The organism is Pseudomonas sp. JV449, from assembly GCF_032424295.1.
Taxonomy (GTDB): Bacteria; Pseudomonadota; Gammaproteobacteria; order Pseudomonadales; family Pseudomonadaceae; genus Aquipseudomonas; species Aquipseudomonas marginalis.
The window spans coordinates 252471-277928 of record NZ_VYKD01000003.1; the positions used below are offsets into that span (position 1 = coordinate 252471).

Here is a 25458-nt window from a genome sequence, read left to right on the forward strand (position 1 = left end):
CGCTAGTTCTCTCGGCGCAGAGGTGGGGCTGATAAACGCGTAGGAAATTTCACAGATTGCAGGCGGCGACCCAGGGCGGGTCGCCACGCGGGGAAGGGGTCAGACCCGGAAGCGGCCGACCAGCGCCTGGAGATGGGTGCCCAGGCGCGCCAGTTCGGTACTCGATGCGGCAGTCTCTTCACTGGCCGAAGCGGTCTGCTCGGAGATATCACGCACGTTCAACACACTGCGATTGATCTCTTCCGCCACGGCGCTTTGCTGCTCGGCGGCGGTGGCGATCTGGGAGTTCATCGCCTGGATGGTCGAGACCGTGCGTGTGATGTTCTCCAAGGCGCTGCCGGCGCGGCGCGTCAACTCGACACTGCTGTCGGTGAGGCCACGGCTGTTGTCCATGATGTTCGCCACCTGCTGGGTGCCGCTTTGCAGGCCGACGATCAGCTCTTCGATCTCTTCGGTGGACTTCTGGGTGCGCTGGGCCAGGCTGCGTACTTCATCGGCCACCACCGCGAAACCGCGTCCGGCCTCACCGGCCCGTGCCGCTTCAATGGCTGCGTTGAGGGCCAGCAGGTTGGTTTGCTGGGCCACGGACTTGATCACATCGAGCACGCTGCCGATCTTGTCGCTTTCGCGCTTCAGATCGGCCATGGCGACCGTGGAGTTGCCGACTTCAGTGGCGAGGCGTTCGATCTGGGCGATCGCTTCGCCGACCACTTTGTCGCCTTCACGGGCCTGCTGGTCGGCGGCCAGCGCGGCTTCCGAGGCTTCCTCGGCATTGCGCGCCACTTCCTGCACGGTAGCGGCCATTTCATTCATGGCGGTGGCCACCTGGTCGGTCTCGACTTTCTGGCTGTTGACCCCGGCGCTGGTCTGTTCGGTCACGGCCGACAGTTGCTCGGCAGCGCTGGCGATCTGGGTGACCCCTTCACTGATGCCGCCGATCAACTCGCGCAGGCCCATGGTCATGCTTTGCATGGCGCGTTGCAATTGGCCCAGCTCATCCTGGCGCAAGGAGGTGAGGTTGTGGCTCAGGTCGCCCGACGCGACACGCTCGGCGACCTGCAGGGTCTGGTTCAGGGGGAGGATGATCTGGCGGGTGATGGCCCAGGCGGCAACCAGGCCGAAGATCAGCGCCAGCACGGTGGCCATTAGCAGCAAGTATTTGGCTTGCGCGGCATCCGCATCGCGTACCGCGGTCTGGGAAACCGTCAGTTTGTCACTGTGGCCCAGCAGGATATCGCCCTGGGCAGACATGGTCTTGAGTGCCGCTGCGCTGGCCACTTGAGAGTCGCGGTATTGGCTGACGGCGGCGCGGTAGGCTTGCAGTGAGACGCTGGCCTGTTGCAGGTTGGCTGAATACTGATCAGGTATTTGGCTGGTGAGGCTGGTGATTTTTTTCAGCGCGTTGTCGATGGCATCCAGCGCGGGCTGCTCGGCCTCGACCTTGCCGCTGTAGGTGTAGCCCCGTACTTGGAAGCGCGCTTGCTGGATCAGTTTGCTCAGGTCCACCACGCTGTTGAACAGCGTGACACTGTCGCCTTGCAGCAGGGATTTCTCCACTTCGCTGACCTTGAGTACCGCATTATCGGCGGTATCGCCCAGCTTGCTGCGGGCATTTTCGCGGTTGGTGCCTGCCTGCACCATATCGTTGAACGCGCGCTTGTACTGGTCCACGGCGGCCAATTGCTCATCGACCAGGGCGGCATCCGTGGGTTGTTCGATCAGGCTGCGTGCGGTCTTCAGGCCAGTGTCCAGCTTGTTCAGCAGCTCGCTGACGGCGGTCGGGCCTTGTTCGCCACGGCGCATCTCGTAGTCGAGGCGTGCCAGGCGCAGGTCTTTGGTCAAGCCGTTGAGGCTGGAGATGTAACCCAGCTTGTCACCACGGCTGATCACGTCGCCCAGGCCGCTCCAGCCGGTGAAGGTGATCATCAGTGTCAACAGCAATACCAGGCCAAAGCCCACCGCCAGCTTGGTTTTGACGCTGACATTTCCCAGTTTTTCGGCTAACCAACGATACATGCTGCGAACTCCCCTGGAACAAAGCTTGGACTTATTCACGGGTTATCGGCTTGCATACGGAATTCTGTAGCGACGCTGTCCCCTGTGGGGGGGAGCAAGCCCCCTCCCACAGGGTTATGCGGTGTGGTTAGAAAAGGCGGGCGAGCAGGGCGGTGACGGCCGTTTCGACGCGCAGGATGCGGGCGCCCAATTGCACCGGCTGCAAGCCGGCCTTGGCCAGCAGGTCCACCTCATAGGGGATCCAGCCACCTTCCGGGCCTATGGCCAGGGTGACCGGTTCATCCAGCCCACGGGGGCAGGCTGGGTAGTCGCCTGGATGGCCAATCAGGCCAAGGGTGCCTGCGGTCATGGCCGGCAGGCGGTCTTCGACGAAGGGCTTGAAGCGCTTTTCGATAACGATTTGCGGCAGTACCGTGTCCCGCGCCTGTTCCAGGCCGAGGATCAGTTGTTCGCGAATGGCCTCGGGCTCCAGGAAGGGGGTCTGCCAGAAGCTTTTTTCCACCCGGTAGCTGTTGACCAGCACCACTTTCGGCACGCCCATGGCCGCCACGGTTTGCAGGACCCGGCGCAGCATCTTCGGACGTGGCAGGGCCAGCAGCAGGGTCAGGGGCAGTTTGACCGGCGGTGGTTGGTCGAAGCTCACTTGCAGTTCGGCTTCGCGGGCTTCCAGGCGCAGCAATTGCGCGTTGCCCATCAACCCGCCAAGGCGCCCGACCCGCAGGCTGTCGCCTACGGCGGCACGGTGGACTTCCTGCATATGCACCAGGCGCCGATCACGCAGGATCACCCGGTCGGCCGCGATAAAGTCGGCATCGAACAGCAGCAGCAGGTTCACGGCTGGGTCGCTGGCGGCTGGTCGTCGTCGGCGGGTTGGTCATCCGGGTGATCGCCACGCTTGCTGATCAGGCCGCTGAACAGGATGCCGATCTCGAACAGCATCCACATCGGCACGGCCAGCAGGGTCTGGGAGAAGATGTCCGGCGGCGTGAGGATCATGCCGACCACGAAGCAGCCGATGATCACGTACGGGCGGATCTTCTTCAGGTACTGCACGTTGACCACGCCGATCCACACCAGCAACACCACGGCCACCGGGATTTCGAAGGCGACGCCAAAGGCGAAGAACAGCGTCATGACGAAGTCAAGGTAGCTGGTGATGTCGGTCATCATCTCCACGCCGGCCGGGGTGGCGGCGGCGAAGAACTTGAAGATCAACGGGAACACCAGGAAGTAGGCGAAGGCCATGCCGGTGTAGAACAGCAGGATGCTCGATACCAGCAAGGGCACGGCGATGCGCTTCTCATGCTTGTACAGGCCCGGTGCGATAAAGCCCCAGATCTGGTGCAGGATCACCGGGATCGCCAGGAACAGCGAGACCATCATCGTCAGCTTCAACGGCGTCAGGAAGGGCGATGACACATCGGTGGCAATCATCGTCGCGCCGGCCGGCAGGTACTGGCGCAGTGGCGTGGAGACGAAGGTGTAGATCTGCTGGGTAAAGGCGAACAGCCCGGCAAAGATCACGAAGATCGCGGCCACGCAACGCAGCAGGCGGGTCCGCAGCTCGGTCAGGTGCGAGACCAGCGGCATATGCTGGTCGTTTTCCGGTTTATCAGCGCTCATGGGGCTCGCGGCGGCAATGTAGGGTCATGGGGCGCGGGCGACGCAGCGGGCGTCGGCGCAGGCTCGGTTGGAGCGGTCGGGGTCGGGGCGGCGGGTGGGGTATCCACCGCAGGCGCGATGCTGTGCTCGGCCCCAGGCTCCACCGGTTTGGCGGGCTCCTGCACCGGCGACAGGATCTTCCGGGCTTCCTGCTCCAGCGACAGAATATGTTCGTTGTGCAGTTGGCGACGGATCTCGTCGGCGCCGATTTCCCGTTCAACTTCCTGTTTGATGGCGTTGAAACTGCGTTTCAGGCGCCCGATCCACAGGCCGGCCGTGCGCGCGGCACCGGGCAGGCGTTCCGGCCCCAGTACCAGCAAGGCAACCAGGCCGACGAGCAGCAGTTCAGAGAAGCTGATACCAAACATTAGTCAGTGCTCACGAGTCTTTGCGGGTCGTCTCTTCGACTTTTTCAGCCTGCACGTCGAAGGTACGACGCTCGGTGATCGGCTGGGTGGCCTGGGGGTGTACAGGCTGGGCCGGTGGCACCGGGTTGGCGGCCGGGTCGGCAGGCTTCTCATCGTCGTTCATGGCTTTACGGAAGCCCTTGATCGACTCGCCCACGTCGGTGCCGAGATTTTTGAGTTTCTTGGTGCCGAATACCAGTACCACTACCACCAGGATGACGATCCAGTGTTTCCAGTCAAAAATGCCCATGCTGCAAATCCTCTAGTAAAAGTTATTCAAGCGGACGGGCGCGAGGCCTTTTCGGCGTGCCCGGACAAGCCGAAGCGACGGTCCAGTTCATCCAGCACGGCCTGTGGATGCTGCCCCAGTTGGGCGAGCATGACCAGGCTATGGAACCACAAGTCGGCGGTCTCATAGATGACATCGCTGCAATCGCCGCTGATTTGCGCGTCCTTGGCGGCGATGATGGTCTCGATGGACTCTTCGCCGAGTTTTTCCAGAATCTTGTTCAGGCCCTTGTGGTACAGGCTGGCGACGTAGGAGCTGTCGGCGTCCGCACCTTTGCGGTCCTCCAGCACCTGGGCCACACGGTTGAGGGTATCGCTCATGTTCAGTGTCCTGGCGAGTAGATGGCGTGCGGGTCTTTGAGCACCGGCTCTACAACCTTCCATTCGCCGTTCTCGAACACGCGATAGAAGCAGCTGTGGCGGCCGGTGTGGCAGGCGATGTCGCCGATCTGCTCGACCTTGAGGATCACCACGTCGGCGTCGCAGTCGATGCGCATCTCGTGCAGGGTCTGCACGTGCCCGGACTCTTCGCCCTTGCGCCACAGTTTGCCACGGGAACGTGACCAGTAAATGGCGCGCTGCTCAGTGGCGGTGAGGCTCAGGGCCTCGCGGTTCATCCAGGCCATCATCAGCACGCGCCCGGTCTTGTAGTCCTGGGCAATGGCCGGCACCAGGCCGTCACTGTCCCACTTGATCTCGTCCAGCCAGTCTTTCATCTTCGGCTCCGGCAATTTGCGACAGTGTATAACCGGATGGGCTATCGACGCACGATCAGATAAACACCCACGGCGACCATGATGCCGGCCGGCCAGTGGCCCAGTTGGTTCAGCGGTCCGCCAATGGCCAGCATTGCCCCGCCCACCAGGTGCGCGGCGCCCAGCAGGCGCAGGAACCAATCGTCCTTGCGCTTGCGCCATGGCGGTTCCGGGTCTTTGGCGTGGGGCTGGGACATGCGCTCCAGTAGGTCGCGGGTCATGTTGGCCAGGTGGGGCAGTTGTTCCATCTGGCTATGCAAGTTGCCCAGCATGGTCTTGGGGCTCATGCGCTCGCGCATCCAGCGTTCCAGGAAAGGCTGCGCGGTGTTCCACAGGTCAAGGTCCGGGTACAGCTGGCGGCCCAGGCCTTCGATATTGAGCAAGGTCTTTTGCAGCAACACCAACTGCGGCTGCACTTCCATATTGAAGCGCCGCGCGGTCTGGAACAGTCGCATCAGCACCTGGCCGAAGGAGATATCTTTCAGTGGCTTTTCAAAGATCGGCTCGCACACGGTGCGGATCGCCGCTTCGAATTCATTGAGCTTGGTTTCCGCCGGCACCCAGCCCGAATCGATGTGCAGCTGCGCCACGCGGCGGTAGTCACGCTTGAAGAAGGCGAACAGGTTGCGCGCCAGGTAGTCCTGGTCTTCCGGGGTCAGGCTGCCGACGATGCCGCAGTCGATCGCAATGTACTGCGGGCTCCACGGATTGACGGTGCTGACGAAGATATTGCCGGGGTGCATGTCGGCGTGGAAGAAACTGTCGCGGAACACCTGGGTGAAGAAGATCTCCACGCCGCGCTCGGCGAGCATCTTCATGTCGGTGCGCTGGTCGGCCAGGGTGGCGAGGTCGGTGACCTGCACGCCGTAGATGCGCTCCATCACCAGCACTTTCGGGCGGCACCAGTCCCAATACACCTGCGGCACGTACAGCAACGGCGAACCTTCGAAGTTGCGCTTGAGCTGGCTGGCGTTGGCTGCTTCGCGCAGCAGGTCGAGTTCGTCGTAGATGGTTTTCTCGTAGTCGGCGACCACGTCCACCGGGTGCAGCAGGCGCGCATCGGCAGAGAAACGTTCGGCGGCGCGGGCCAGGATAAACAGCCACGCCAGGTCCTGGCCGATGATCGGCTTGAGGCCCGGACGGATCACCTTCACCACCACTTCTTCGCCGCTCTTCAACTGTGCGGCGTGCACTTGCGCCACCGAGGCCGAGGCCAGCGGTTCGACGTCGAAGCGGCTGAACACCTCGCTGATCTTCTTGCCCAGTTGCTCTTCGATCAGCTTCATCGACTGCTGGGAATCGAACGGCGGCACGCGATCCTGCAGCAGCATCAGTTCGTCGGCGATGTCTTCGGGCAGCAGGTCGCGGCGCGTGGAGAGGATCTGCCCGAATTTGATAAAGATCGGCCCCAGGTCCTGCAAGGCCAGGCGCAGGCGCGCGCCCCGGCTTAGTTCCAGCTGTTTGCGCGGGAACCAGCGCCACGGCAGCACATAGCGCACTGCCAGCAGGAACCACGGCAGGGGCAGGGCGAACAGCAGGTCATCGAGGCGGTAGCGGATTACGACGCGCTGGATACGAAACAAACGGCGGACGGCGAGCAGCTTCATGCGTTATCGCTTGGATCAAGGGAACGGCTCAGGCGCTCGAAGCGGGCCTCGAGGCGTTCCAGGTCGATTTTGGCCTTGTCGAGCTCACGAAAGCGCGCTTGCGCTTCGCGTTCTCCGACCAGGGTGCGCGATTCTTCGCTCAGGTATTCGGCAAGGTTCTGGTTGAGGCTGGCGAACCCCTGCTGGTACCAGCGCGTGCGACTGCGCAGGTGCCCGCTGATCAACTGGGTGGCGACGGGGCCGATCCAGCGGGACAGCTCGTATTCCCAGTCCAGTTCCAGGTCCTGCAGTACGGCGGCCAGGTCCATCAGGACCGCGCTGTCGCCTTCCAGGTGCACTTCGGGGCCGTGGAGGATGGCGGTCTTGTTGCGGCTCAGCGTTAGGTGCAACAGGCTGGAGGCCGGTGCACGCAGGGTGCAGTCGGCTTCGGCAGCCCATTGAGTGGCGAGCAGCAGGCCTTCATCGCTGGGCAGGATAAACAGCTGCAGGGCGGGGCTGGTGCAGTCCACGGCGATGACCTTGCCGTTCAAGTGCGCGAGCCGTGCCAGGGCGGTGCTGTCCAGGCGCAGTACACGGTTGATACCGTGTTCGACGCTGGCGAGAAGGCCTTTGAGCAGCATCAGGGCTTGATGCCACGGTGCAGGGCGACAATGCCCGAAGTCATGTTGTGGTAGGTCACGCGGTCGAAACCGGCTTCTACCATCATCGACTTCAGGGTTTCCTGGTCGGGGTGCATGCGGATCGATTCGGCCAGGTAGCGGTAGCTTTCGGCGTCATTGGTGATCAGCTTGCCCATCAACGGCATGAAGGCGAAGGAGTAGGTGTCGTAGACCTTGGACATCAGCGCGTTGGTCGGCTTGGAGAACTCCAGTACCAACAGGCGACCGCCCGGCTTGAGGACGCGCAGCATCGAGCGGATCGCGTCTTCCTTGTGGGTCACGTTGCGCAGGCCGAAGGCGATAGTCACGCAGTCGAAATGGTTGTCGGGGAACGGCAGCTTTTCAGCGTCGGCCTGGACGAATTCGATATTGCCGGCCACGCCTTTGTCGAGCAGGCGATCACGGCCGACCTTGAGCATCGAGCCGTTGATGTCCGCCAGCACCACCTGGCCGGTAGGGCCGACGAGCTTGGAAAACTTGGCCGCCAGGTCGCCCGTGCCGCCGGCGATGTCCAGCACGCGGTTGCCGGTGCGTACACCCGACAGCTCGATGGTGAAGCGCTTCCACAAGCGGTGCATGCCGCCGGAGAGCACGTCGTTCATCAGGTCGTACTTGGCCGCTACGGAGTGGAACACCTCAGCGACTTTTTCCGCTTTCTGGCTTTCCGGGACGTTCTTGAAGCCGAAGTGAGTGGTGGGTTCGGCATCGCTGCCTTTGCGCTGATCAGTCATATCGCTGTCACCAAAAGAGAATGCGGGACATGATAATCCCCAAGGCCTGCTTTGTCTTGGCAAGGCTGCAGGTAAGATAGGCAGGCACCGAGACCTTTTGCCGCATTCAAGGTATTCAAATCCCTATAAAGAGGAGTCATTGCAATGGCCCGTATAACCGTTGAGCGTGCGCATTCCCTGGGTAAAGAAGGGGCACGCGCAAAGGCCGAGAAGTTGGCGCATAAACTCCAGGAGCAATATGGCCTGGAGCCCTCGTGGTCCGGCGATACCTTGAACCTCAAGCGTTCGGGGGTTAAAGGCACCGTGTTGGTGGCGGATGATTCGCTGCGCATTGATGTGGAACTGGGCCTGTTGATGTCGGCCATGAGTGGCACCATCAAGTCCGAAATCGAGAAAGCCCTGGATAAAGCCTTGGCCTGATCCGCGAGTACTTAGGGTGCCGATTCTAATTTTCCAGCCTACTTTGTGCCCAGGTCCTCAACTCCTGCGGGCCGTTCCTCCCCCCTTTTCTGCGTGAGGTGCACCATGGCCAAAGTTATCCTGAAGAAAAAAATCGATGCTCAGACCGGCGCGTTGAGTGACGTTAAAACCTATGCCCGCAAGATCTGGTTGGCGGGTCTTGGTGCCTACGCGAAGGTCGGCAGCGAGGGCGGCGACTACTTCAAAGAGCTGGTTAAAACCGGTCAACATGTTGAAAGTAAAGGCAAAAAAGTTGCAGTGGAACAACTTGATGCGGCCAACAGTCAGATTGATCAAGTAAAGAGTAATGTCTCCGCGGTCAAAGGTCTGGTAGAAGTTCAGCTGGATAAAGTTGAAAAAGCTTTTGATACTCGCGTTGCCAGTGCCTTGAATCGAATTGGCATTGCGTCTAAACATGACGTGGAGACACTCTCTGCTAAGCTCGAAGAGCTGACGGCATTGCTCGAACGTGTCGCGCGTAAACACTAAGGAGACATCGGGATGGCTGTTAAAAAGACTACTCAGAAAGAAGGCAGCTCGTGGGTCGGGAAAGTTGAAGAATACTCCCGCAAGATCTGGCTGGCTGGTTTAGGCGTTTACTCGAAGATCGACAGTGACGGCAGCAAACTCTTCGAGACCTTGGTTAAAGACGGCGAGAAGGCCGAGAAGTTGACCAAGAGCGCAGTCGGTAAACAAGTAGGCGCTGCTAAAGCGACTGCCGGTTCGCGCATCAGCGATGCGAAGAAACAGGTATTGGGTACTTGGGGCGAACTCGAAGGGGCGCTGGACAAGCGCCTCAACAGTGCTATTTCGCGCCTGGGTGTGCCGAGTAAAGCTGAATTGAAGGCATTGCACGGCAAGGTCGATACCCTGACCAAGCAGATCGAAAAACTCACCGGTGCCAAAGTGGCTCCTGTGAAAGCGGCTGCAGCTAAGCCGGCTGCCAAGCCTGCTGCAAAAACGGCCGCTGCCAAACCAGCGGCTAAAACGGCTGCCAAACCTCTGGTGAAAGCTGCCGCCAAGCCAGCTGCAAAACCCGCGGCCAAGGCAGCTGTAAAAGCAGTCGCTAAACCGGCTGCCAAAACCGCAGCGGCCAAACCGGCTGCCAAGACCACAGCTAAACCCGTGGCTGCGAAAGCAACTGCCAAACCTGCGGCCAAGCCAGCAGCCAAGGCCGCCGCAAAACCGGCCGCTAAGCCCGCAGCCAAAACCGCAGCCGCCAAACCCGCGGCCAAGCCTGCCGCTGCTAAACCTGCAGCCAAGCCCGCCGCCGCGAAACCGGTGGCCAAGCCAGCCGCCAAACCTGCTGCGGCGAAAAAGCCAGCTGCAGCGAAAAAAACGGCAGCGCCTAAGCCTGCTGTTGCCGCCAAGCCGGCAACCACGGCACCGGCTGCTTCGGCGGCCAACTCGGTGTCGGCACCCACGCCTGCCGCCACCCCGACTGCAACGCCGGTCACCCCGACGCCAACCAGTCAGTCCTGATTTTTCCGGGACGCGCAAAAAATGCCCGGCCTGCAAAAGCTGGGCATTTTTTTTGTGCGCGGTTACCCCATCAATTATAAGTGATGGAAACGGTGACAGTGCTGTCCAGGGTACCTGCGGTAATCGCGGAGCCGGTTTTCCGGTACGACGCATTCATCGGTAACAACGCTCTTGCGCCGCTTGTGGCGATCTGGCGGGTGCGCTGGGCGACAGAACCATTGGCGGGAATGTCAGCGACGTTTCGGTGGGAAAGCGAGAGCGCCGTCCCGGCTGAGGTTCCGGTGTTGGCGAACAATGCGCCGTTGCCGCTGGACGGAGTGCCCGCGAACAGAAAGAACACATTTTGAATGTCCGATTCGCACTCGGCGGTAATGTCGAAATTTGTCGTACCCACTTCTTCGGATGAATCAAAATCCGATACTTTGATCGAGGGCAGGGTGATGGTGCGGGTCACATCACCGGCGGCCAGGTTGCAGGTGCCGGCATTGACCTGGCCGGTAAAGCGCAAGGTGCCCGTGGTTGCGGCCTGGACCGCAGTGGCGGCCAGGCTCGCGGTGATAGCCAGCAGCAGGGGCAGGGCTCGAATCCTCATTACATACTCCTCAGGTTTTTAGTTATAGGTGATGTTGACGGTCGCGGTCGTTTCGAGCCTGCCTTGGCTGACCGTGCCGTTCTTGTGATACGCCGCACCCAGCGGCAGCACCGCGCGCCCCCCGGAGACCGGCACCGTGCGGGTGTTTTCGGTGCCGTTGGCGAGGATGTTCTGGATACCACCGCCAATGCGTGAATACAGCCACAGGGCGACGCCACCGGCAGTGCCCGTATTGGCGAAGAGCCGATCATTGCCAGGTGCGGGGGTACCGGAAAAGCGGAAGGTCACGTTGGAAGCGTTGGTGCAGTTTGCGGTTAACTCGAAGTTGCGTGGGCCTGCGGTCGTTGCGTTATTGAATGCGCCGACTTGCACCGGGTCGAGCGAGATCGTGCGGTTGACGTCGCCGGTCGCCAGGTCGCAGGTGGCGGCGGGCCTGACAAAGCGCACTGCGTTGCCGAGCCTCAGGGTGAACCTCTCTGGACGGTTATCCAGTCTCTTCACCCAAATGTTTCCGGCAGGCACTGTCCCGTCTGTCACAGGTCCGGATTTATAGAACCTTAATTCCGCGGCCATAAAGCTGGTGACGGGGCCACTGAAGGTGTTTTGTCGGCTCTGCATGGCAAAGAAAGGGTAAAGCGCGCCGGAATGTCGGATGCGCATGTGTACACCCACACCAGGAACTTCGGTCTCGTAGTACTTTACGTGAGACCTTGCGCTGTAGCGCCCGGTGATCGTTCCTAAAGTGTGGCCGCAATTCATGGTGTAATTGGGTGCCGTACCAGTGAATTCCTTAATGACAATTTCAGACTCCACTGGGAGGCTGTCCGGTACGACGATTGTGGACGGAAGGGTGAGTGTGAATGTGTCGTTCTGATACCTGTCACACGCCGCTTGAGCCGCAATCGGCGAGCCAAGGACCAGCACTGTTGACATGAGTTGTATGGCGCGTTTCATCTTCAGTCCCGCAAAAGAAATAGGGCGGTTGCAGGCAAGCAGTGCACTGGGCGTGCTTGCCTGCGCCGGATCAACTGCTTGCATTGCGCTCGCTCGACGGTGGCATGTGCTGTGCTGTATCGAGCCGGCAGGTGCCCGCGTCGAGATTAAGCAACCGTTGGGTGCCGGCAATGTTCGACTGTGCGCCCAAGTCGTAATGCAACTGGCATGCGGCGCCGGCATGGGGGCCCCACTTGATCGTCAATGGTCCCTGTGTACGAGACACTCGAACAAAGGCTTGACCACCCTGCCCGACCACCCCGACGCTCGCGCCGTCCTCATCAAACACATCCGCACCAAACGGCAAGGAGCTGCCATCCTCGCGCAGTGCCGTGATCAACATGGCCTGGCCGCTGACCGTCTCGAACTTAAGCTTCACCACCGAACCGGCACGGGGCGCTACGTTCTGGGCGGCGGTCTTGAGTTCCACATCGACCGAAAGATCCTTCGGGTCCAGCTCCACGACGTTCTGGCGATACGGGGTAAGGTGGGGTACCACGGCGTAGCCGCTGTTACCGACTTGCGCGCTGTGGTTACCGTTGATCCGCGCACCCTGGGCGTCGGGCGCCTGGACGATGCCGATGGTGTCGCCCAGCTCCGGAGCGAAGGTCACGCCGCCGGCGTGGGCAACGATGCCGCCGGTCATCCCCAGCGATACCGAGCGGTAGTCGCTGCTCTGCCCGTAACCGGCAGACAGCACGCCATGACTGGCCTGGTATTTCATATCGGCACTCGCGGCGTTACCACTGCCTCGGGTTCGACTGGCACCAAGGCCATAGCTGAATTCGCTGCGTTCGCCAAGGCTGCCGCCGACGTTCACGCGCTCGCCACTGTTTTGGTCGCCGTGATAGACCGTGGTGGTCAGGGTCGGCGAACGCGCGCCGCTGCCCAGGGGCAGGCTCAAGGTCAGATCCACCTGCTTGTCGACTCGGTCGCTCAACAGGTCACGGGTGCGCTGTGCACTGACGGTATAGTGAAGGCCCTTCCAGGTGCCGCTGTATCCCGCGGTAAAGGTCAGGTTGCCACTTGTGCGGTTCCAATAGTTTTGCGAAGAACCGGTCAGGTAAACCGAGCCGTTGCCCAGGCTCTGGTTGAGGCTTATGTCCATTCTGTCGCGCAGGCGCGAGACGCTGTCGAGGCTGAGTCCGTCGATGGCAAGGTCGCGAATCCGTGCGGCATCGCCTACGCTCAGGAACCCTTCAGTGGAATAGCGGTAGGCCCCCAATGCGAAGTGAGTGCCGGTGTCTGCGAAATTCTTGCTGTAGCGCAGTTGCAGGCTTTGTCCCTCCCGCGAACCGTGCCCAGGTACATGGGCATTGGAGTGGGTCAAGTCAAACGACACCGCACCCAATGGCGTGTTGAGTGCCGTTCCCAATAATTGTGAATTGTAGTCTTGGCCCACCACCGCGCCGGTATAGCCGGTCAGTAGATTGCTGAGGCCATGCTGGTAGGTCGCCTGCATCAGTGTGGGAGGGTGCCGAAGGCCAAGTTCATCGAGCTGGCCGATGCTCAGCGAATAGCGGTGGTGGCCGGGTCGCAGGAGGTTGGCGTTGGCCGCAAAGGGGACGATGAACTCCCGCTGACGGCCATCCGCCTCGGTGATCGTGACGGTCAGGTCGCCGCCATATCCGGTAGGGAATAAATCATTGAGTACAAACGGCCCGGGCGCCACCGACACCTCATCCAGCAGTACCCCGCGCTGGCGCACGGTAACCCGCGCGTTGGTCTCGGCAACGCCGCGCACCACGGGGGCAAAACCGGTCTGGGAATCAGGCAGCATCCGGTCATCACTGAACAGGCTCGCACCCCGCAGGCGGACGCTGTCGAACAGCTCGCCCGGCGTGTAGATTTCGCCGACCATCAATTGAGACTGCAGCGAGCTCATTTCACGCTGAACGTAGGTGCTGCTGCTCTGGTAGCCAGAGCCCACCGATGATTGGCTGTAGCTGCCGTTGTGGCGCCAATGCCAGTCGCCCAGGTTGAGCCCGGTGTTCAGGCCCAGGTAGTTGGAGTTGAGCGACTGATGCCTGGTTTGGGTGGCAAAGGTGTTGGCGTTGTAACGCACGAAGGCTGCGTCGATGCCACTGTCCCAGTGTTTGGGATCGATATAGCCCCGAGCCTTGCGTGCGAGGTAAATCTGCGGGATCTGCAGGTCAAGGCGATTTTCACCAGAATCGAACCGGCTGCTGGCGCCTGGCAGGTAGCTGGCAATATCGGCGCATGCGGAAAATACGGCGTCGGTCGATTGCCTGTCGACCGCCTCCATGTCGATGCCGAACCTGAAGAGCGCGTCACGCTCAAGGCACATCTGCGCAGTGTCTTGTCCGTCCATGGCCTTGAACGATAGCGTCTCTCTGCCTATCCATTGGCCGTTGAGATAAACCTCCGCACGGTAGCTGCCGGGTAGCACGACGTTGCCTTGGTTGAACTTTGAAATGTCGACCTGCAAGCCCGCTGCCCCGCCGGGAAAAAAGGCCGGGTTGAATACAGAATGCGTGGCGTCTTGGGCCGCTGCAGTGTGGGCGCCACCCAACAGCAATAGACCTTGAGCTACAAGCGTCAACCTGAAAGGCGATATAAACCCGTTTTCGGGTCTGGCCGGTGTTTTCGAACTCATGGATACCGTTCCCGGGGAAAGTTGTGGTCCGAATTGCGACAAAGCGCGGCCCTGTCCTGACGAACAAGTACTGAACGGACGTGTTTGATTTGTGCTGCGGCGGGTCAATCAACCTCGAGAGGCAGGGACTGGACCCTGATGAACTCAGGGTGGGGCGATCATGGCGACACCTTGGCGCTGTGCTGGATCGTGAGCCCGAAGTCGTCGAGCGTCTGGAACTCCACGGTCATCTCGGCCGTACGCAACGACGCAAGCCCTGCAATCTGGAAGTGGTTGCGGCTATCGGGCGCCACCATATTGTCGCCGCTCGATGCGGCGGATTTGCGCGCATGGCGCTGCCCCTTCGCGACCACTTCGATCTTGTCGAAATTCACGTAATAGGGGGTCGGGTTATAGACCTCCAGTGACGGGCCGTGCTCGGTGGTTACGCTGCGCCACTGCAATTTGGCCGGCGCGGCTTCGGCCGCAAAGGGCAGGCTGGGCGGTCGGAGAAACACCTTGATCCTGGAGCGGAAGGCAAGTTGCAACTGGTTACCCTGGGCGGCATCTTCGGCCTGCGAAGGCACTTCGAGTAAGTTGAACCAGTACAGGCTTTCCTGCGCAGACGGCAGCGTTTCGCCGGTGTATGCCAAGCGCACGACGTGTTGCCGGCCTGGCTCGATACGAAAGATCGGCGGCGTAACGACAAAGGGGATTCCGCCGGCGTCCGGGGTGGAGTGCTCGTCACCCTTGTCCAGCCATGCCTGCATCAGGACGGGTACCTGATTCTTGCTTTCCAGCCTTACTGTGACTTCCTTGTCCTGTTGCGGATAGATGATCCGTGTGCTGCTGATCACAACGCTTGCCTGCGCCATGACGGGACAGATCAGTGCAAGCGTCAACAGGCTGAGTCTGGTTAGCCAATGTGAGATCAAAGTCGCGTTCATGCTGCGGGTTATCCTGCGGACGAAAGGGTGACAGCCGCCGTGTGCTGCACGCGGGCGCCAAAATCGCTGACGGAAACGAACTCGACCTGGGGGTTGCCGTTGGGACGAATACGCAACTGGGGCAATGCAAACAGTTTCATGTCTCCGGCCGGCAATAACAGACCGTCATTGGCCGCCTGGCTCGGCGCCTTGTTGAACCGTTTGCCTTCGCTCAGCAACGCGACCGATGCCAGCGAAATATGGTAGGGCGTGGGGTTGGTCGCTTGCAGGGCGAACCCATGGTTATGGGGGACCAGTTTCCACTGCAGTTTGGTTGCCGCGCTGCTGACGGGGTATGGCAATCCTTGTGGGCGCAGGAAGACCCGCAAGCGAGTGCGAAACGACAATTCGATCTGGTTGTTTTGCGCGGCGTCGGCGGAAGTCGGCGGCACTTCGAATATGTTCAACCAGAACAGGCTTTCGCGATCAGTAGGCAACGGGGCGCCGGAATAACGCAGGCGCAATGCCTGTTGTTGGTGCGGTTCGATGCGAAACATCGGCGGTGAGAGGGTGAACGGAGTCCGCGCAGTCGCTGGTGTCGAGTTTCGGTCGCCCGTATCCAGCCAGGTCTGTACCAATGCCGGACGATCGGCTTTATTCTCCAGGCGCACAACGACCTCCTGCTGCTCAGCGGGGTAGATCACGCGTGTGCCATGGATAATGATGCCGGCATGGGCGTTGAGCGCGTGCAGCGACAGCAGCCCGAGGGCACAGGTGGCGAGAGCACGGCGGGCCATTCTTTTAATCATTTGAAGTCTCTTCGAGTCTGGGGGCGGACCCGCAACGCAGTTGCAGGTCCTGGGCTTCGAGGTCTGCGTGTGCAGACGTGTTATCCCTTACTCGGCGTATTCGACCAGGAAGCCGACGCGTGTTTTCACCGTGCCTTCGGTTGCGGCGCCGCTGGCGTACATTTGGGCTGCCAGCGGGATAATGGCCTGGTTATCGGCGATCACAACGCCCTCGGATTTTTCGGTGTAGACGTTGATCGGGGAGCCGTCGCGGTTAGTGACTTCGACCTGTACGTTCTTGGCGTTGGTGGTGTCGGAAGGGTCGTCGTAGCCGTCGATGTTCAAGCGGCCGGTAGCGACGTCAATGGCTGGGCTGGTTGGGTCGAAAGCCACCATGGCCGTGCGGCCGTTGGTGCAACTGCCTTCGCCGGGCCCGCCAATGCGAATGGTGAAACCGGTGAGGTTGGCGCGACTGCCAGCGGTTGCCAGGCGTGAAGCAGAGACGCCGCCCAGGTTGACGTCCTTGACCACTGCGCCTGTGCCAGGTGCGGCACCCTCGACGGTGCAGGTCACATCGGTCACCAACCCCGTGAAGTTGATGACCCCGTCGTTGGTGGCGAATGCGGGCCGTGATAACGCAGCCGTCAGGGCAAGCAGTGTTGCAGCGGTGGAGATAGCGGTAAATTTCATGATGATTCCGGTCGTGATTTTAATAAACGAGAGCCGCCACAGGTAAAAAGCAGCACCTGTAGTTCGTTTCGAACTAGTCTCTAATGGCGGTTATATAATTTGGCGTGCAGTGCCAGATGGCATCTATAGCGAAGTGGCGAGTTTTATCTCGTGATAGTTCGAAAAATAATCGAGTTAACTTAGGAATTGTCTGTAGTACTGGGAATTATCTGTAGGATGTTGCTGAAGGGGTAACGCTTATTGCCCCGCTATGTTGATCCCTTGATGGGGCAGGGTATACCGTGCTCGCAGCAGCGAATAATGTTGCGGTGTTGTATTTACTTATGCGGGTTTATTTATGCCTACTTCAATATCCACCACGTATACCGTCATGCTGCTAGATGACCATGCGATGCTTCGGCAGGGGATCGAGTTGGGGTTGAGCAACGAGGCCGACCTCCATGTGGTCGGCTCTTTCGGGACGGCCAAGGAATTACTGGAAGCCCTTGCGCGGCGTCCGGCGGATGTGGTGGTAATGGACTTCATCCTGGCCCCTTCGGACAACGATGGCCTGAGTCTTATACAAGCGCTGAACCGGCGCTTCAGCCAGTGCCGGCCGTTGATTGTCTGTTCGCATTACACGCCCGCTACCGTATCACTGTCGCTGAAGGCTGGCTGTTGGGGAATCCTGGGTAAAACCCAGAACCTGACGGAGTTGATCACGGCTATTCGAACCGTCGCCCAAGGTCGAATTTATCTGCAGCCTTGCATGGTGCCTGCTTTGCAGGGCATGCAGTCAATGCTGGAAGTCGTGAGTATGAAGTCGAAAATGGACTATGCAACGCCGTTGCGCTTGCACGCCTGTCTTACGCCTAAAGAACAGGAGGTGCTGCGGTGTTTTCTGGATGGAATGTCGGTGAATTCGATTGCCGCAAAGTTCTCACGCAGTGCGAGTACGATCAGTACGCAGAAACAATCGGCTTATAGAAAATTGGGAATCAAGAATGACAGTGAGTTGTTCAAGTTTACCCAGCAATTCGGGGAGTTTGATTGATTCGGCTCAAATGTCAGCCGCAGGTTTTCGGATAATGCTTAAACATGATCGTCCAGATAGCGCAGCGCCAATCGCTCCGTGGCCTGCCGCGCCGCAGGTAGCAGATGCGGCGCCACCAGCATCATGACCTGATACACCACCACCCGCACCTCGCCCTTACGGTCGAGAATGCGTTGGTAGTCCAGGGAGAACAGCAGAGTCATGGTGATCTGCTCCACCAACTGGCCCAGCGCCTGGGTGTCACTGACCAGTTGCCCGTCCGCCTTCAGGCGCGCCAGCAAGGACGCGAGGGTGCGCTTGAGTGCGGTCAGCAGGTTGCGAATGCCCTTGGCCAGTTTCGGCAGGCGCCCCGCCAGGTTCGACAGGTCCTGGAACAAAAACCGGTATTGGGCCATGCGTTCGACGATCAGGTGCAGGAACAGCCAGTAATCCTGGGCCTGCAGTTGCGCGTCCGCCGGCGGGTCGAGCAGCGGCGCCAATTCGCCCTGGAAGCGCTCGAACAGCCCGAGCACCAGTGGCTCCTTGCCATGGAAGTGGTAGTAGAGGTTGCCGGGGCTGATCCCCATTTCATTGGCCACCTCCATGGTCGACACGTTCGGCTCGCCCTTCTGGTTGAACAACTGCAAGGCACATTCAAGGATACGGTCGCGGGTCTTCATCCAGTCTTCTTAATCTGATCGTTGAGCTCAGCGCACTCGCACGTAGGTGCCGGGCGCCGCTTCCATCGGTGGATAGTTCTGGTTGCCCAGGGCGGTGAGGGTTTCGCGCTGTACGCCCGAGCGCTGCTGGATCCACGCCAGCCACTGCGGCCACCAACTGCCCTCGACGTGGTTGGCGTCGTAGTACCAGGCACGCGGGTCGCTGCTCAGCTTGGGGTTTTCGACGTAGTTGGCCTTGGGGTTGCCCGGCGGGTTGAGGATGCTCTGGATATGCCCGCTGTTGGACAGCACGAAGCGCCGCTCGCCACCCAGCAATTGCGTGGAGCGATACACCGCGTCCCACGGCGTGATGTGGTCGTTGATCCCGGCCACGCTGAAGCTGTCCACCGTGACCTTCTGCAGGTCGATGGGCGTGCCGCACACTTCCAGGCCGCCGGGATGGCTCAGCGGGTTGTGCTTGAAGAAATCGAGCAGGTCGCCATGCAGTGCGGCGGGCAGGCGCGTGTTGTCGTTGTTCCAGTACAAAATGTCGAAGGCCGGCGGTTTCTTGCCCAGCAGGTAATTGTTGATCCAGTAGTTCCAGATCAGGTCGTTGGGGCGCATCCAGGCGAACACCTTGGCCATGTCGCGGCCGTCCAGCACTCCTTGCTGGTAGGAACGACGCTTGGCCGCCTCGAGGGTTTGCTCATCGGCGAACAGCATGGCGGGGCTGTCGATCTGGCTGTCCAGCAGGCTCACCAGGTAGCTGGCGCTGGAGATACGACGCAGCTGGCGCTTGGCTTGCAAGTGGCCTTGCAGGGCGGCGATGGTCAGGCCACCGGCGCAGGCGCCCATCAGGTTGACCTCGCGGGCGCCGGTGATGGCCCGACAGACATTGAGCGCTTCCTCCAGCGCCGCCACATAGGTGGACAGGCCCCATTCGCGGTGGCGTACATCCGGGTTGCGCCAGCTGACCATGAAGGTCTGCAGGCCGTTCTTGAGGGCGTACTGCACGAAGCTATTGGCCGGGCTCAGGTCGAAGATGTAGTACTTGTTGATTTGCGGCGGCACGATCAGCAGCGGCCTGGCGTACTGTTTTTCGCTCATGGGCTTGTATTGGATCAACTCCAGCAGCTCATTGCGAAATACCACCGAGCCTGGGGTGGTGGCCACGGTCTTGCCGACTTCAAAGGCCTGTTTGCTCACCTGGCGCGGCAGGCCGTTGTTGTGCAGCAGGTCGTCGAACAGGTTGCTCACGCCGCGCACCACACTGTTGCCGCCGGAGTTGAGCAGCTCCTTGACGGCCAGCGGGTTGAGCAGGGTGTTGGAGGGCGACACGGCGTCGTTGATCAAGGCGAAGGCAAAGTGTGCGCGGGCGCGGTCGTCGGCGCTCAGTGAGCTGTCATCGATCCACTGGCGGGTCTGCTTCTGCCAGCTCAAATAGGCTTGCAGGCTGCGTCGGTAGAACGGGTTGAGCGTCCAGGTCGGGTCGCTGAAGCGGCTGTCCCGTGGGTTGGGCTCGTGCACGGTCTCACCCAGCAGCACACGACCCAGTTGACTGCCCAGGGCCAGGGCGTGACGGGCGGTATGCACCGGGTTGCGCCAGCCGTGGGCGGCAACGCTGCGCAAGGTCGACAGCAAATCCCGACCGCGCAGGCCGGTGATCGCGTTTTGTGCGTTGATGAACGCGGCAGGGGTGGGCGCCGGGTTCGTCACGGGTCTTTCTCGCATGAGCCAACACTCCTTCGTCAAGCCATCAACAGGCACGCCAATTCAGAACCATAGTCGGTTCTCGGCAAGTTGCGCGGCGGTGTGCTCCTTACACCGCTGGTCGCGGGTGAATCACGGCCCGCATGCGCTCCTCCTCGAGAAACTTCATGATGATCGGCGCCACGGCTTCAGCCCGGGTGATCAGGAACAGGTGGCCGTCATCGATGATGTGCAACTGTGCGTTGGGAATGCGCCAGGCCAGCATGCGCATGTTGACCAGCGGGATCAGCGGGTCGTCGTCCCCGGCCAGCACCAGGGTGGGCTGGCGGATCTTGTGCAGCCAGTGGATGCTGGTCCAGCCCAACCCCGCGAACAGTTGCCAGTAGTAGCCCAGCTTGCCGGCCGAGCGCACTTTGCTCGCGTGCTCGGCGGCCAGTTTCGAATCGCGGCGGAACGAACCGCCATAAATCATCGGTGCAATGCGCACCACGTGGGACGGCTGGATATAACGCCGGGGGCTCGCCATCAGCCACAGCACCTTCGGCTTGCCCGGCACCATAAAGGCCCCGGCAGCGGTCGCCGCCAGGATCAGCTTCTTGCAGCGCTCCGGGTAGTCATAGGCAAACTGCTGCGCCAACGCGCCACCCCAGGACACGCCCACCGCATTCACCTGGCCATAGTCCAGGTAGTCCAGCATGCGTGCGGTGAGCTTGGCCAGGCCGGGAAATCGATAGGGTCGGTTGGGCGTCGAGGAGCCACCCACGCCCGGCACATCGAAGGCGATCACTTCCAGGTCCGGGTCCAGAGCCTGGACGAACGGAAACACCAGCTCAAGGTTGGCGCCGATGCCGTTGAAGATCAGCAACGGCGTCAAGTGGGGCTTGCCCGGGCGTACCGCCGTGCGGATGGTCTGGCCATCCAGGTCGATGGTACGGAAGATGAACGGTTGCGGCATGGGGGAACCCTTCGATAGGTACTTCAATCCCTTGTAGGAGCGAGCTTGCTCGCGAAGGTCGTCAACGATAACGCGGGATAGCTGATGTCCCGTGTTGATCTTGAGCCTTTCGCGAGCAAGCTCGCTCCTACAGGACTAGCGTTCATGCACATAGGTACCCGGCGCCGCTTCGGCTGCGGCGTACGTCTTGTTGCCTAATACCGTCGGTGCCTTCTTCAGCTTGCCCGCCCGTTCCGCTTGCCACACCTGCCAATGCAACCACCACGAATCAGTGTGCTTGGTCGCATTCTCCTGCCACTCCAGTGGCTTGCCCGCCAGGCTGTCGCTGGTCTGGTAGCGCGCCTTGGGGTTACCGGGCGGGTTGAGGATGCTCTGGATATGCCCGCTGCTCGACAGCACGAATTCCACTTTGCCACCAAACAGCTGTGCCGACTTGTAGCACGACTGCCAGGGGGTGATGTGGTCGTTGGTGCCGGCCAGTGAATAGATGTCGGCCGTGACCTGCTTGAGGTCGATCGGCGTGCCGCACACTTCCAGGGCATTGGCGCGCACGAGCGGGTTGTTTTTGAACAGTTCGATCAGGTCGCCATGGAACGCCGCCGGTAAGCGCGTGGTGTCGTTGTTCCAGAACAGGATGTCGAACACCGGCGGCTCATTGCCCAGCAGGTAGTTGTTCACCCAGTAGTTCCAGATCAGGTCGTTGGGACGCATCCAGGCAAACACCTTGGCCATGTCGCGGCCTTCCAGCACGCCGGCCTGGTAGGAGTGGCGCTTGGCCGCTTCCAGGGTCTGCTCATCCACGAACAGCGCCACCTGGGTGTCCAGGGTGGTGTCCAGCACACTCACCAGCAGGGTCAGGGCGTTGACCTTCTTCTCACCCAGCGCCGCGTAGTGGCCCAGCAGGGCGGTGCAGGTGATTCCGCCGGAGCAGGCGCCGAGCATGTTGATATCCTTGCTTCCGGTGATTGCCGTGACTACATCGACCGCTTCCTTGAGCGCTTCGATATAGGTCGACAGGCCCCATTCGCGCTGGGCCTTGGTCGGGTTGCGCCAACTGACGATAAAGGTCTGCTGCCCATTGCGCAGGCAGAAGCGCGCCAGGCTCTTTTCCGGGCTCAGGTCGAATACATAGAATTTGTTGATCTGCGGCGGTACCACCAGCAACGGGCGTTCGTGCACCTGTTCGGTGATCGGCTTGTACTGGATCAGCTCCAGCACGTCGTTGCGAAATACCACCGCCCCTTCGGTGATGCCCAGGGTCTTGCCCACTTCGAACGCGCCCATGTTGACCTGGCTCGGCATGCCGCCGTTGTGCACCATGTCCTTGGCCAGGTGCGACAGGCCGTCGAGCAGGCTCTTGCCGCCGGTTTCAAAGAAGCGTTTGACCGCCGCCGGGTTGGCCGCGCTGTTGGTAGGAGCCATGGCTTCGGTCATCAGGTTGATCACGAAGTGGCCGCGGCTGATGTCCTGGTCCGACAGGTTACTGTCGCCGATCCAGTCGTGCAGTTCCTTGCGCCACGCCAGGTAGGTTTGCAGGTAGCGTTTGTAGAGCGGGTTCTGGCTCCAGGCTGGGTCGTGAAAGCGACGGTCATCGCTTTCGGGTTGCAGCTGCGATTTGCCGAACATCACGTTCTTCAATTCAACGCCAAAGTGGGCGACGTGCTTGACGCTGTGCAACGGTTGCTTGATGGCTTGGGTCAGCACCATCTTGGCCGAGGCCAGTAAATCCTTTTTACGTAACGCGATGATCGGGTTAAGCCCCAGGGTGTTTTCCGAGGCCTGGCGTTTCAAGTCATCGTTGTTCTTGTTACTCATCTACGACGCTCCATTGTCCGAAAGACGAGTACCGGGTACCGCTGCGCACCAGGTTTCGATACACAACACAAGCCAGGTACTGCGACTCGGGTGACCGTTGATACCGCATCGTCAAATGCAGGGAACTTGCCAGTTCCATTGGTTACCCGAGTTTAATTTTTTTCGCAAGCGGGCCAATCGTTGGCCACGCGACAGGGCATTCAAGCAGATGAAATTAGAAAATGCCCTCTAAAGAGCAAGAAGCCTGGACTAGAGCATCAGCCGCACGACCGACTCGCTCGGATCGCGGGTTTTGCCGGCTGCCTTGAGCTCGGCAAGATAATCGGCCCACAACGCGTCCTGACGCACGGCCAATTGGTAGAGGTAGTCCCAGGTGAACAGTCCGCTGTCATGGCCATCGTCGAAGGTCAATTTCAGTGCGTACTGGCCGGCCGGTTCGATCTTGGTCAGGCGCACGTTGAGCTTGCCGAATTGCAGGATGGGTTTGCCGTGGCCCTGGACCTCGGCGGAAGGCGAATGCACCCGCAGCAGTTCGGCGGGCAACTGGTAGACCTCGTCGGGCCCATAGGTGAGGCCGAGGGTGTTGGAGGTTTTGTGCAAATTAACAGCGGTGGGGAATTTCGGCATTGGGGACACCTTTGGCTGCAAGCTACAAGCTGCGAGTTGAATGTGCTCAACTTGCGGCTTGTAGCTTACAGCTTGCGGCTTACAGAATGTACCGTGACAAGTCCTCGTTCTGCGCCAATTCACCCAGGTGGCTGTTGACGTAGTCGGCGTCGATCTTGATCGCTACGCCATTCTGCGCCCCGGCCATGTCGCCGGCGCTGAAGGACACTTCCTCAAGCAGGCGCTCAAGCAAGGTGTGCAGGCGGCGCGCACCGATGTTCTCGGTCTTCTCGTTGACCTGCCAGGCAATCTCCGCCAGGCGCTTGATGCCGTCCGGCAGGAACTCGATGCCCAGCCCTTCGGTTTTCAGCAGCTCACGGTACTGCTCGGTGAGCGACGCATGGGGTTCGCTGAGGATGCGCTCGAAGTCGCCGGGGGTCAGCGCCTTGAGCTCTACGCGAATCGGCAGGCGGCCTTGCAGCTCGGGCACCAGGTCGCTTGGCTTGCTCAGGTGGAACGCACCCGAAGCGATAAACAGGATGTGGTCGGTCTTGACCATGCCCAGCTTGGTATTGACGGTGCAGCCTTCGATCAGCGGCAGCAGGTCGCGCTGCACACCTTCGCGGGATACATCGACGCCGCCGGAGTTGCCGCGCTTGGCGACCTTGTCGATCTCGTCGATAAACACGATGCCATGCTGCTCAACGGCTTCCAGGGCCTTGGCCTTGAGCTCTTCGTCGTTGACCAGGCGTCCGGCTTCTTCATCGCGCACCAGCTTCAGCGCGTCCTTGACCTTGAGCTTGCGGCTTTTCTTCTTGCCCTTGCCCATGTTGGCGAACAGGTTCTGCAACTGGCTGGTCATTTCTTCCATGCCAGGCGGTGCGGAAATGTCGACGCCAGAGACTTCAGCGACTTCGATCTCGATTTCCTTGTCATCCAGCTGGCCTTCACGCAGGCGCTTGCGGAACAGCTGGCGGGTGTTGGAATCCGAGGCCGGTGCGGCGTCTTCGTTGAAGCCCATGCGCGCCGGTGGCAGCAGGGCGTCGAGGATGCGTTCTTCGGCGGCGTCTTCGGCGCGGTGGCTGACCTTGGTCATTTCCTGCTCGCGCAGCAGCTTCAGGGCAGCGTCGGCCAGATCACGAATGATCGACTCGACATCGCGGCCCACATAGCCGACTTCGGTGAACTTGGTCGCTTCGACCTTGATGAACGGCGCGTTGGCCAGCTTGGCCAGGCGTCGCGCGATCTCGGTTTTACCGACGCCGGTCGGGCCGATCATCAGGATGTTCTTCGGTGTTACTTCAACGCGCAATTCTTCGGGCAGTTGCATCCGGCGCCAGCGGTTACGCAGCGCGATGGCAACCGCGCGCTTGGCATCGTCCTGGCCGATGATATGGCGATTGAGTTCATGGACGATTTCGCGGGGAGTCATGGACATAGTGTTTGGCGGCCTCAAGCGGGAATAAGCCTACGGCTTACTCGGCGAGGTCCTGCTCCTCAATGGTGAAGTTGTGGTTGGTGAACACGCAGATGTCGCCGGCGATGCCCAGGGCAGTCTCGACGATTTCGCGGGCCGACAGGTCGGTTTTCTTCAACAGTGCGCTGGCTGCGGCTTGTGCATAACCACCGCCGGAGCCCATGGCGATCAGGCCATGTTCAGGCTCAACCACATCGCCGTTACCGGTGATGATCAGGGACGCATCTTTGTTGGCGACGGCCAGCATGGCTTCCAGGCGGCTGAGGGAGCGGTCGGTGCGCCATTCCTTGGCGAGTTCGACCGCGGCGCGTACGAGGTGGCCCTGGTGTTTTTCCAGCTGGCCTTCGAAACGCTCGAAGAGGGTGAAGGCGTCGGCGGTGGCACCGGCAAACCCGGCGAGGACCTGGCCGTGGTACAGGCGACGGACTTTCTTGGCGTTGCCTTTCATCACGGTATTGCCCAGGGAAACCTGGCCGTCGCCGCCCATGACGACTTTGCCGTGGCGACGTACTGAAACGATGGTGGTCAAGGGGAGAGTCTCCACGCAGCGGGGCGAAAATGCCCTGATGGAAA

27 protein-coding genes and 1 pseudogene are annotated in these 25458 nt (G+C 60.7%); 4 read left to right on the top strand and 24 right to left on the bottom strand.

Features of this window, described 5'->3' with window-relative positions; translation table 11 throughout:
• Positions 1–99: 99 nt before the first annotated feature.
• The 11 genes and pseudogenes from F6S08_RS31315 to ubiE all read right to left on the bottom strand — a co-directional run bounded on the left by F6S08_RS31315 (position 100) and on the right by ubiE (position 8125).
• On the bottom strand, positions 100–972 hold the full coding sequence (locus tag F6S08_RS31315; protein ID WP_407693626.1) for a methyl-accepting chemotaxis protein: 873 nt from the start codon (positions 970–972) through the stop codon (positions 100–102).
• Positions 955–2016, bottom strand: a pseudogene (locus F6S08_RS31320) (methyl-accepting chemotaxis protein); the annotation flags it as partial. The pseudogene F6S08_RS31320 and the gene F6S08_RS31315, both read right to left, overlap by 18 nt.
• A gap of 127 nt (positions 2017–2143) precedes the next feature.
• Positions 2144–2851 (bottom strand): 16S rRNA (uracil(1498)-N(3))-methyltransferase, encoded by a 708-nt coding sequence (locus F6S08_RS02570; protein WP_065946666.1) that lies wholly within the window; start codon positions 2849–2851, stop codon positions 2144–2146.
• Positions 2848–3639: a twin-arginine translocase subunit TatC gene (gene tatC, locus F6S08_RS02575; protein WP_027605034.1), complete on the bottom strand. Its 792-nt coding sequence runs from the start codon at positions 3637–3639 to the stop codon at positions 2848–2850. Before tatC ends, F6S08_RS02570 begins: the two co-directional genes overlap by 4 nt.
• On the bottom strand, positions 3636–4046 hold the full coding sequence (tatB, locus tag F6S08_RS02580) for a Sec-independent protein translocase protein TatB (RefSeq protein ID WP_065946665.1): 411 nt from the start codon (positions 4044–4046) through the stop codon (positions 3636–3638). Before tatB ends, tatC begins: the two co-directional genes overlap by 4 nt.
• Positions 4047–4056: 10 nt before the next feature.
• Positions 4057–4335, bottom strand: coding sequence for a twin-arginine translocase TatA/TatE family subunit (locus tag F6S08_RS02585; protein ID WP_315871243.1), 279 nt, complete (start codon positions 4333–4335; stop codon positions 4057–4059).
• Between the two features lie 26 nt (positions 4336–4361).
• Positions 4362–4694, bottom strand: a complete 333-nt coding sequence (locus F6S08_RS02590; RefSeq protein ID WP_027605032.1) for a phosphoribosyl-ATP diphosphatase — start codon at positions 4692–4694, stop codon at positions 4362–4364.
• Between the two features lie 2 nt (positions 4695–4696).
• Positions 4697–5089: a phosphoribosyl-AMP cyclohydrolase gene (hisI, locus tag F6S08_RS02595; RefSeq protein WP_065946664.1), complete on the bottom strand. Its 393-nt coding sequence runs from the start codon at positions 5087–5089 to the stop codon at positions 4697–4699.
• Positions 5090–5130: 41 nt separating this feature from the next.
• Positions 5131–6735: a ubiquinone biosynthesis regulatory protein kinase UbiB gene (gene ubiB / locus F6S08_RS02600; protein WP_065925725.1), complete on the bottom strand. Its 1605-nt coding sequence runs from the start codon at positions 6733–6735 to the stop codon at positions 5131–5133.
• On the bottom strand, positions 6732–7355 hold the full coding sequence (locus tag F6S08_RS02605; RefSeq protein WP_065925724.1) for an SCP2 domain-containing protein: 624 nt from the start codon (positions 7353–7355) through the stop codon (positions 6732–6734). The genes ubiB and F6S08_RS02605 overlap by 4 nt, the downstream gene beginning before the upstream one ends.
• Complete coding sequence (gene ubiE / locus F6S08_RS02610) at positions 7355–8125, bottom strand: bifunctional demethylmenaquinone methyltransferase/2-methoxy-6-polyprenyl-1,4-benzoquinol methylase UbiE (RefSeq protein WP_003171186.1); 771 nt, start codon at positions 8123–8125, stop codon at positions 7355–7357. The genes F6S08_RS02605 and ubiE overlap by 1 nt, the downstream gene beginning before the upstream one ends.
• Before the next feature lie 144 nt (positions 8126–8269).
• On the opposite strand from ubiE, the gene F6S08_RS02615 reads away from it, so the two are divergent.
• From F6S08_RS02615 to F6S08_RS02625, 3 genes are all read left to right on the top strand, one after another.
• The gene (locus F6S08_RS02615; protein WP_027605029.1) at positions 8270–8545 is read left to right on the top strand and encodes a polyhydroxyalkanoic acid system family protein; all 276 of its coding nucleotides are present in this window, start codon (positions 8270–8272) and stop codon (positions 8543–8545) included.
• A 105-nt stretch (positions 8546–8650) separates the two neighbouring features.
• Complete coding sequence (locus F6S08_RS02620) at positions 8651–9073, top strand: phasin family protein (protein ID WP_027605028.1); 423 nt, start codon at positions 8651–8653, stop codon at positions 9071–9073.
• A 12-nt stretch (positions 9074–9085) separates the two neighbouring features.
• Positions 9086–10066: a phasin family protein gene (locus F6S08_RS02625; protein ID WP_065946663.1), complete on the top strand. Its 981-nt coding sequence runs from the start codon at positions 9086–9088 to the stop codon at positions 10064–10066.
• A 70-nt stretch (positions 10067–10136) separates the two neighbouring features.
• Here the strand turns inward: F6S08_RS02625 and F6S08_RS02630 are convergent, their stop codons facing one another.
• The 6 genes from F6S08_RS02630 to F6S08_RS02655 all read right to left on the bottom strand — a co-directional run bounded on the left by F6S08_RS02630 (position 10137) and on the right by F6S08_RS02655 (position 16651).
• Positions 10137–10658 carry a fimbrial protein gene (locus F6S08_RS02630; RefSeq protein ID WP_065925722.1) on the bottom strand — a complete coding sequence of 174 codons (522 nt, stop codon included), beginning with the start codon at positions 10656–10658 and terminating at the stop codon, positions 10137–10139.
• Between the two features lie 18 nt (positions 10659–10676).
• Positions 10677–11612 (bottom strand): fimbrial protein, encoded by a 936-nt coding sequence (locus F6S08_RS02635; RefSeq protein ID WP_315871313.1) that lies wholly within the window; start codon positions 11610–11612, stop codon positions 10677–10679.
• A gap of 70 nt (positions 11613–11682) precedes the next feature.
• Entirely contained in the window at positions 11683–14268 is a 2586-nt protein-coding gene (locus tag F6S08_RS02640) for a fimbria/pilus outer membrane usher protein (RefSeq protein WP_083244881.1), read from the bottom strand.
• A 158-nt stretch (positions 14269–14426) separates the two neighbouring features.
• A complete protein-coding gene (locus tag F6S08_RS02645; protein WP_098480519.1) occupies positions 14427–15194 on the bottom strand; it encodes a molecular chaperone in 768 nt (255 codons plus the stop codon).
• Positions 15195–15202: 8 nt separating this feature from the next.
• A complete protein-coding gene (locus tag F6S08_RS02650) occupies positions 15203–15970 on the bottom strand; it encodes a molecular chaperone (protein WP_315871244.1) in 768 nt (255 codons plus the stop codon).
• A gap of 99 nt (positions 15971–16069) precedes the next feature.
• Positions 16070–16651 carry a fimbrial protein gene (locus F6S08_RS02655; protein WP_065925847.1) on the bottom strand — a complete coding sequence of 194 codons (582 nt, stop codon included), beginning with the start codon at positions 16649–16651 and terminating at the stop codon, positions 16070–16072.
• A 370-nt stretch (positions 16652–17021) separates the two neighbouring features.
• Between F6S08_RS02655 and F6S08_RS02660 the strand changes: the two genes are divergently transcribed.
• A complete protein-coding gene (locus F6S08_RS02660; protein WP_065925846.1) occupies positions 17022–17684 on the top strand; it encodes a response regulator transcription factor in 663 nt (220 codons plus the stop codon).
• Between the two features lie 38 nt (positions 17685–17722).
• On the opposite strand, the gene F6S08_RS02665 is transcribed toward F6S08_RS02660, so the two are convergent.
• From F6S08_RS02665 to hslV, 7 genes are all read right to left on the bottom strand, one after another.
• Positions 17723–18343, bottom strand: a complete 621-nt coding sequence (locus F6S08_RS02665; RefSeq protein WP_315871245.1) for a TetR/AcrR family transcriptional regulator — start codon at positions 18341–18343, stop codon at positions 17723–17725.
• Between the two features lie 27 nt (positions 18344–18370).
• A complete protein-coding gene (gene phaC, locus F6S08_RS02670) occupies positions 18371–20053 on the bottom strand; it encodes a class II poly(R)-hydroxyalkanoic acid synthase (RefSeq protein ID WP_065925718.1) in 1683 nt (560 codons plus the stop codon).
• A gap of 88 nt (positions 20054–20141) precedes the next feature.
• Positions 20142–20987, bottom strand: coding sequence for a poly(3-hydroxyalkanoate) depolymerase (gene phaZ, locus F6S08_RS02675; RefSeq protein WP_027605018.1), 846 nt, complete (start codon positions 20985–20987; stop codon positions 20142–20144).
• 135 nt (positions 20988–21122) lie between these two features.
• Positions 21123–22802: a class II poly(R)-hydroxyalkanoic acid synthase gene (gene phaC / locus F6S08_RS02680; RefSeq protein WP_065925717.1), complete on the bottom strand. Its 1680-nt coding sequence runs from the start codon at positions 22800–22802 to the stop codon at positions 21123–21125.
• A gap of 249 nt (positions 22803–23051) precedes the next feature.
• Positions 23052–23429: a gamma-butyrobetaine hydroxylase-like domain-containing protein gene (locus F6S08_RS02685; RefSeq protein ID WP_065925716.1), complete on the bottom strand. Its 378-nt coding sequence runs from the start codon at positions 23427–23429 to the stop codon at positions 23052–23054.
• Between the two features lie 79 nt (positions 23430–23508).
• Complete coding sequence (gene hslU, locus F6S08_RS02690) at positions 23509–24846, bottom strand: ATP-dependent protease ATPase subunit HslU (protein ID WP_027605015.1); 1338 nt, start codon at positions 24844–24846, stop codon at positions 23509–23511.
• Between the two features lie 37 nt (positions 24847–24883).
• On the bottom strand, positions 24884–25414 hold the full coding sequence (gene hslV, locus F6S08_RS02695) for an ATP-dependent protease subunit HslV (protein WP_010563201.1): 531 nt from the start codon (positions 25412–25414) through the stop codon (positions 24884–24886).
• Between the last annotated feature and the right edge of the window lie 44 nt (positions 25415–25458).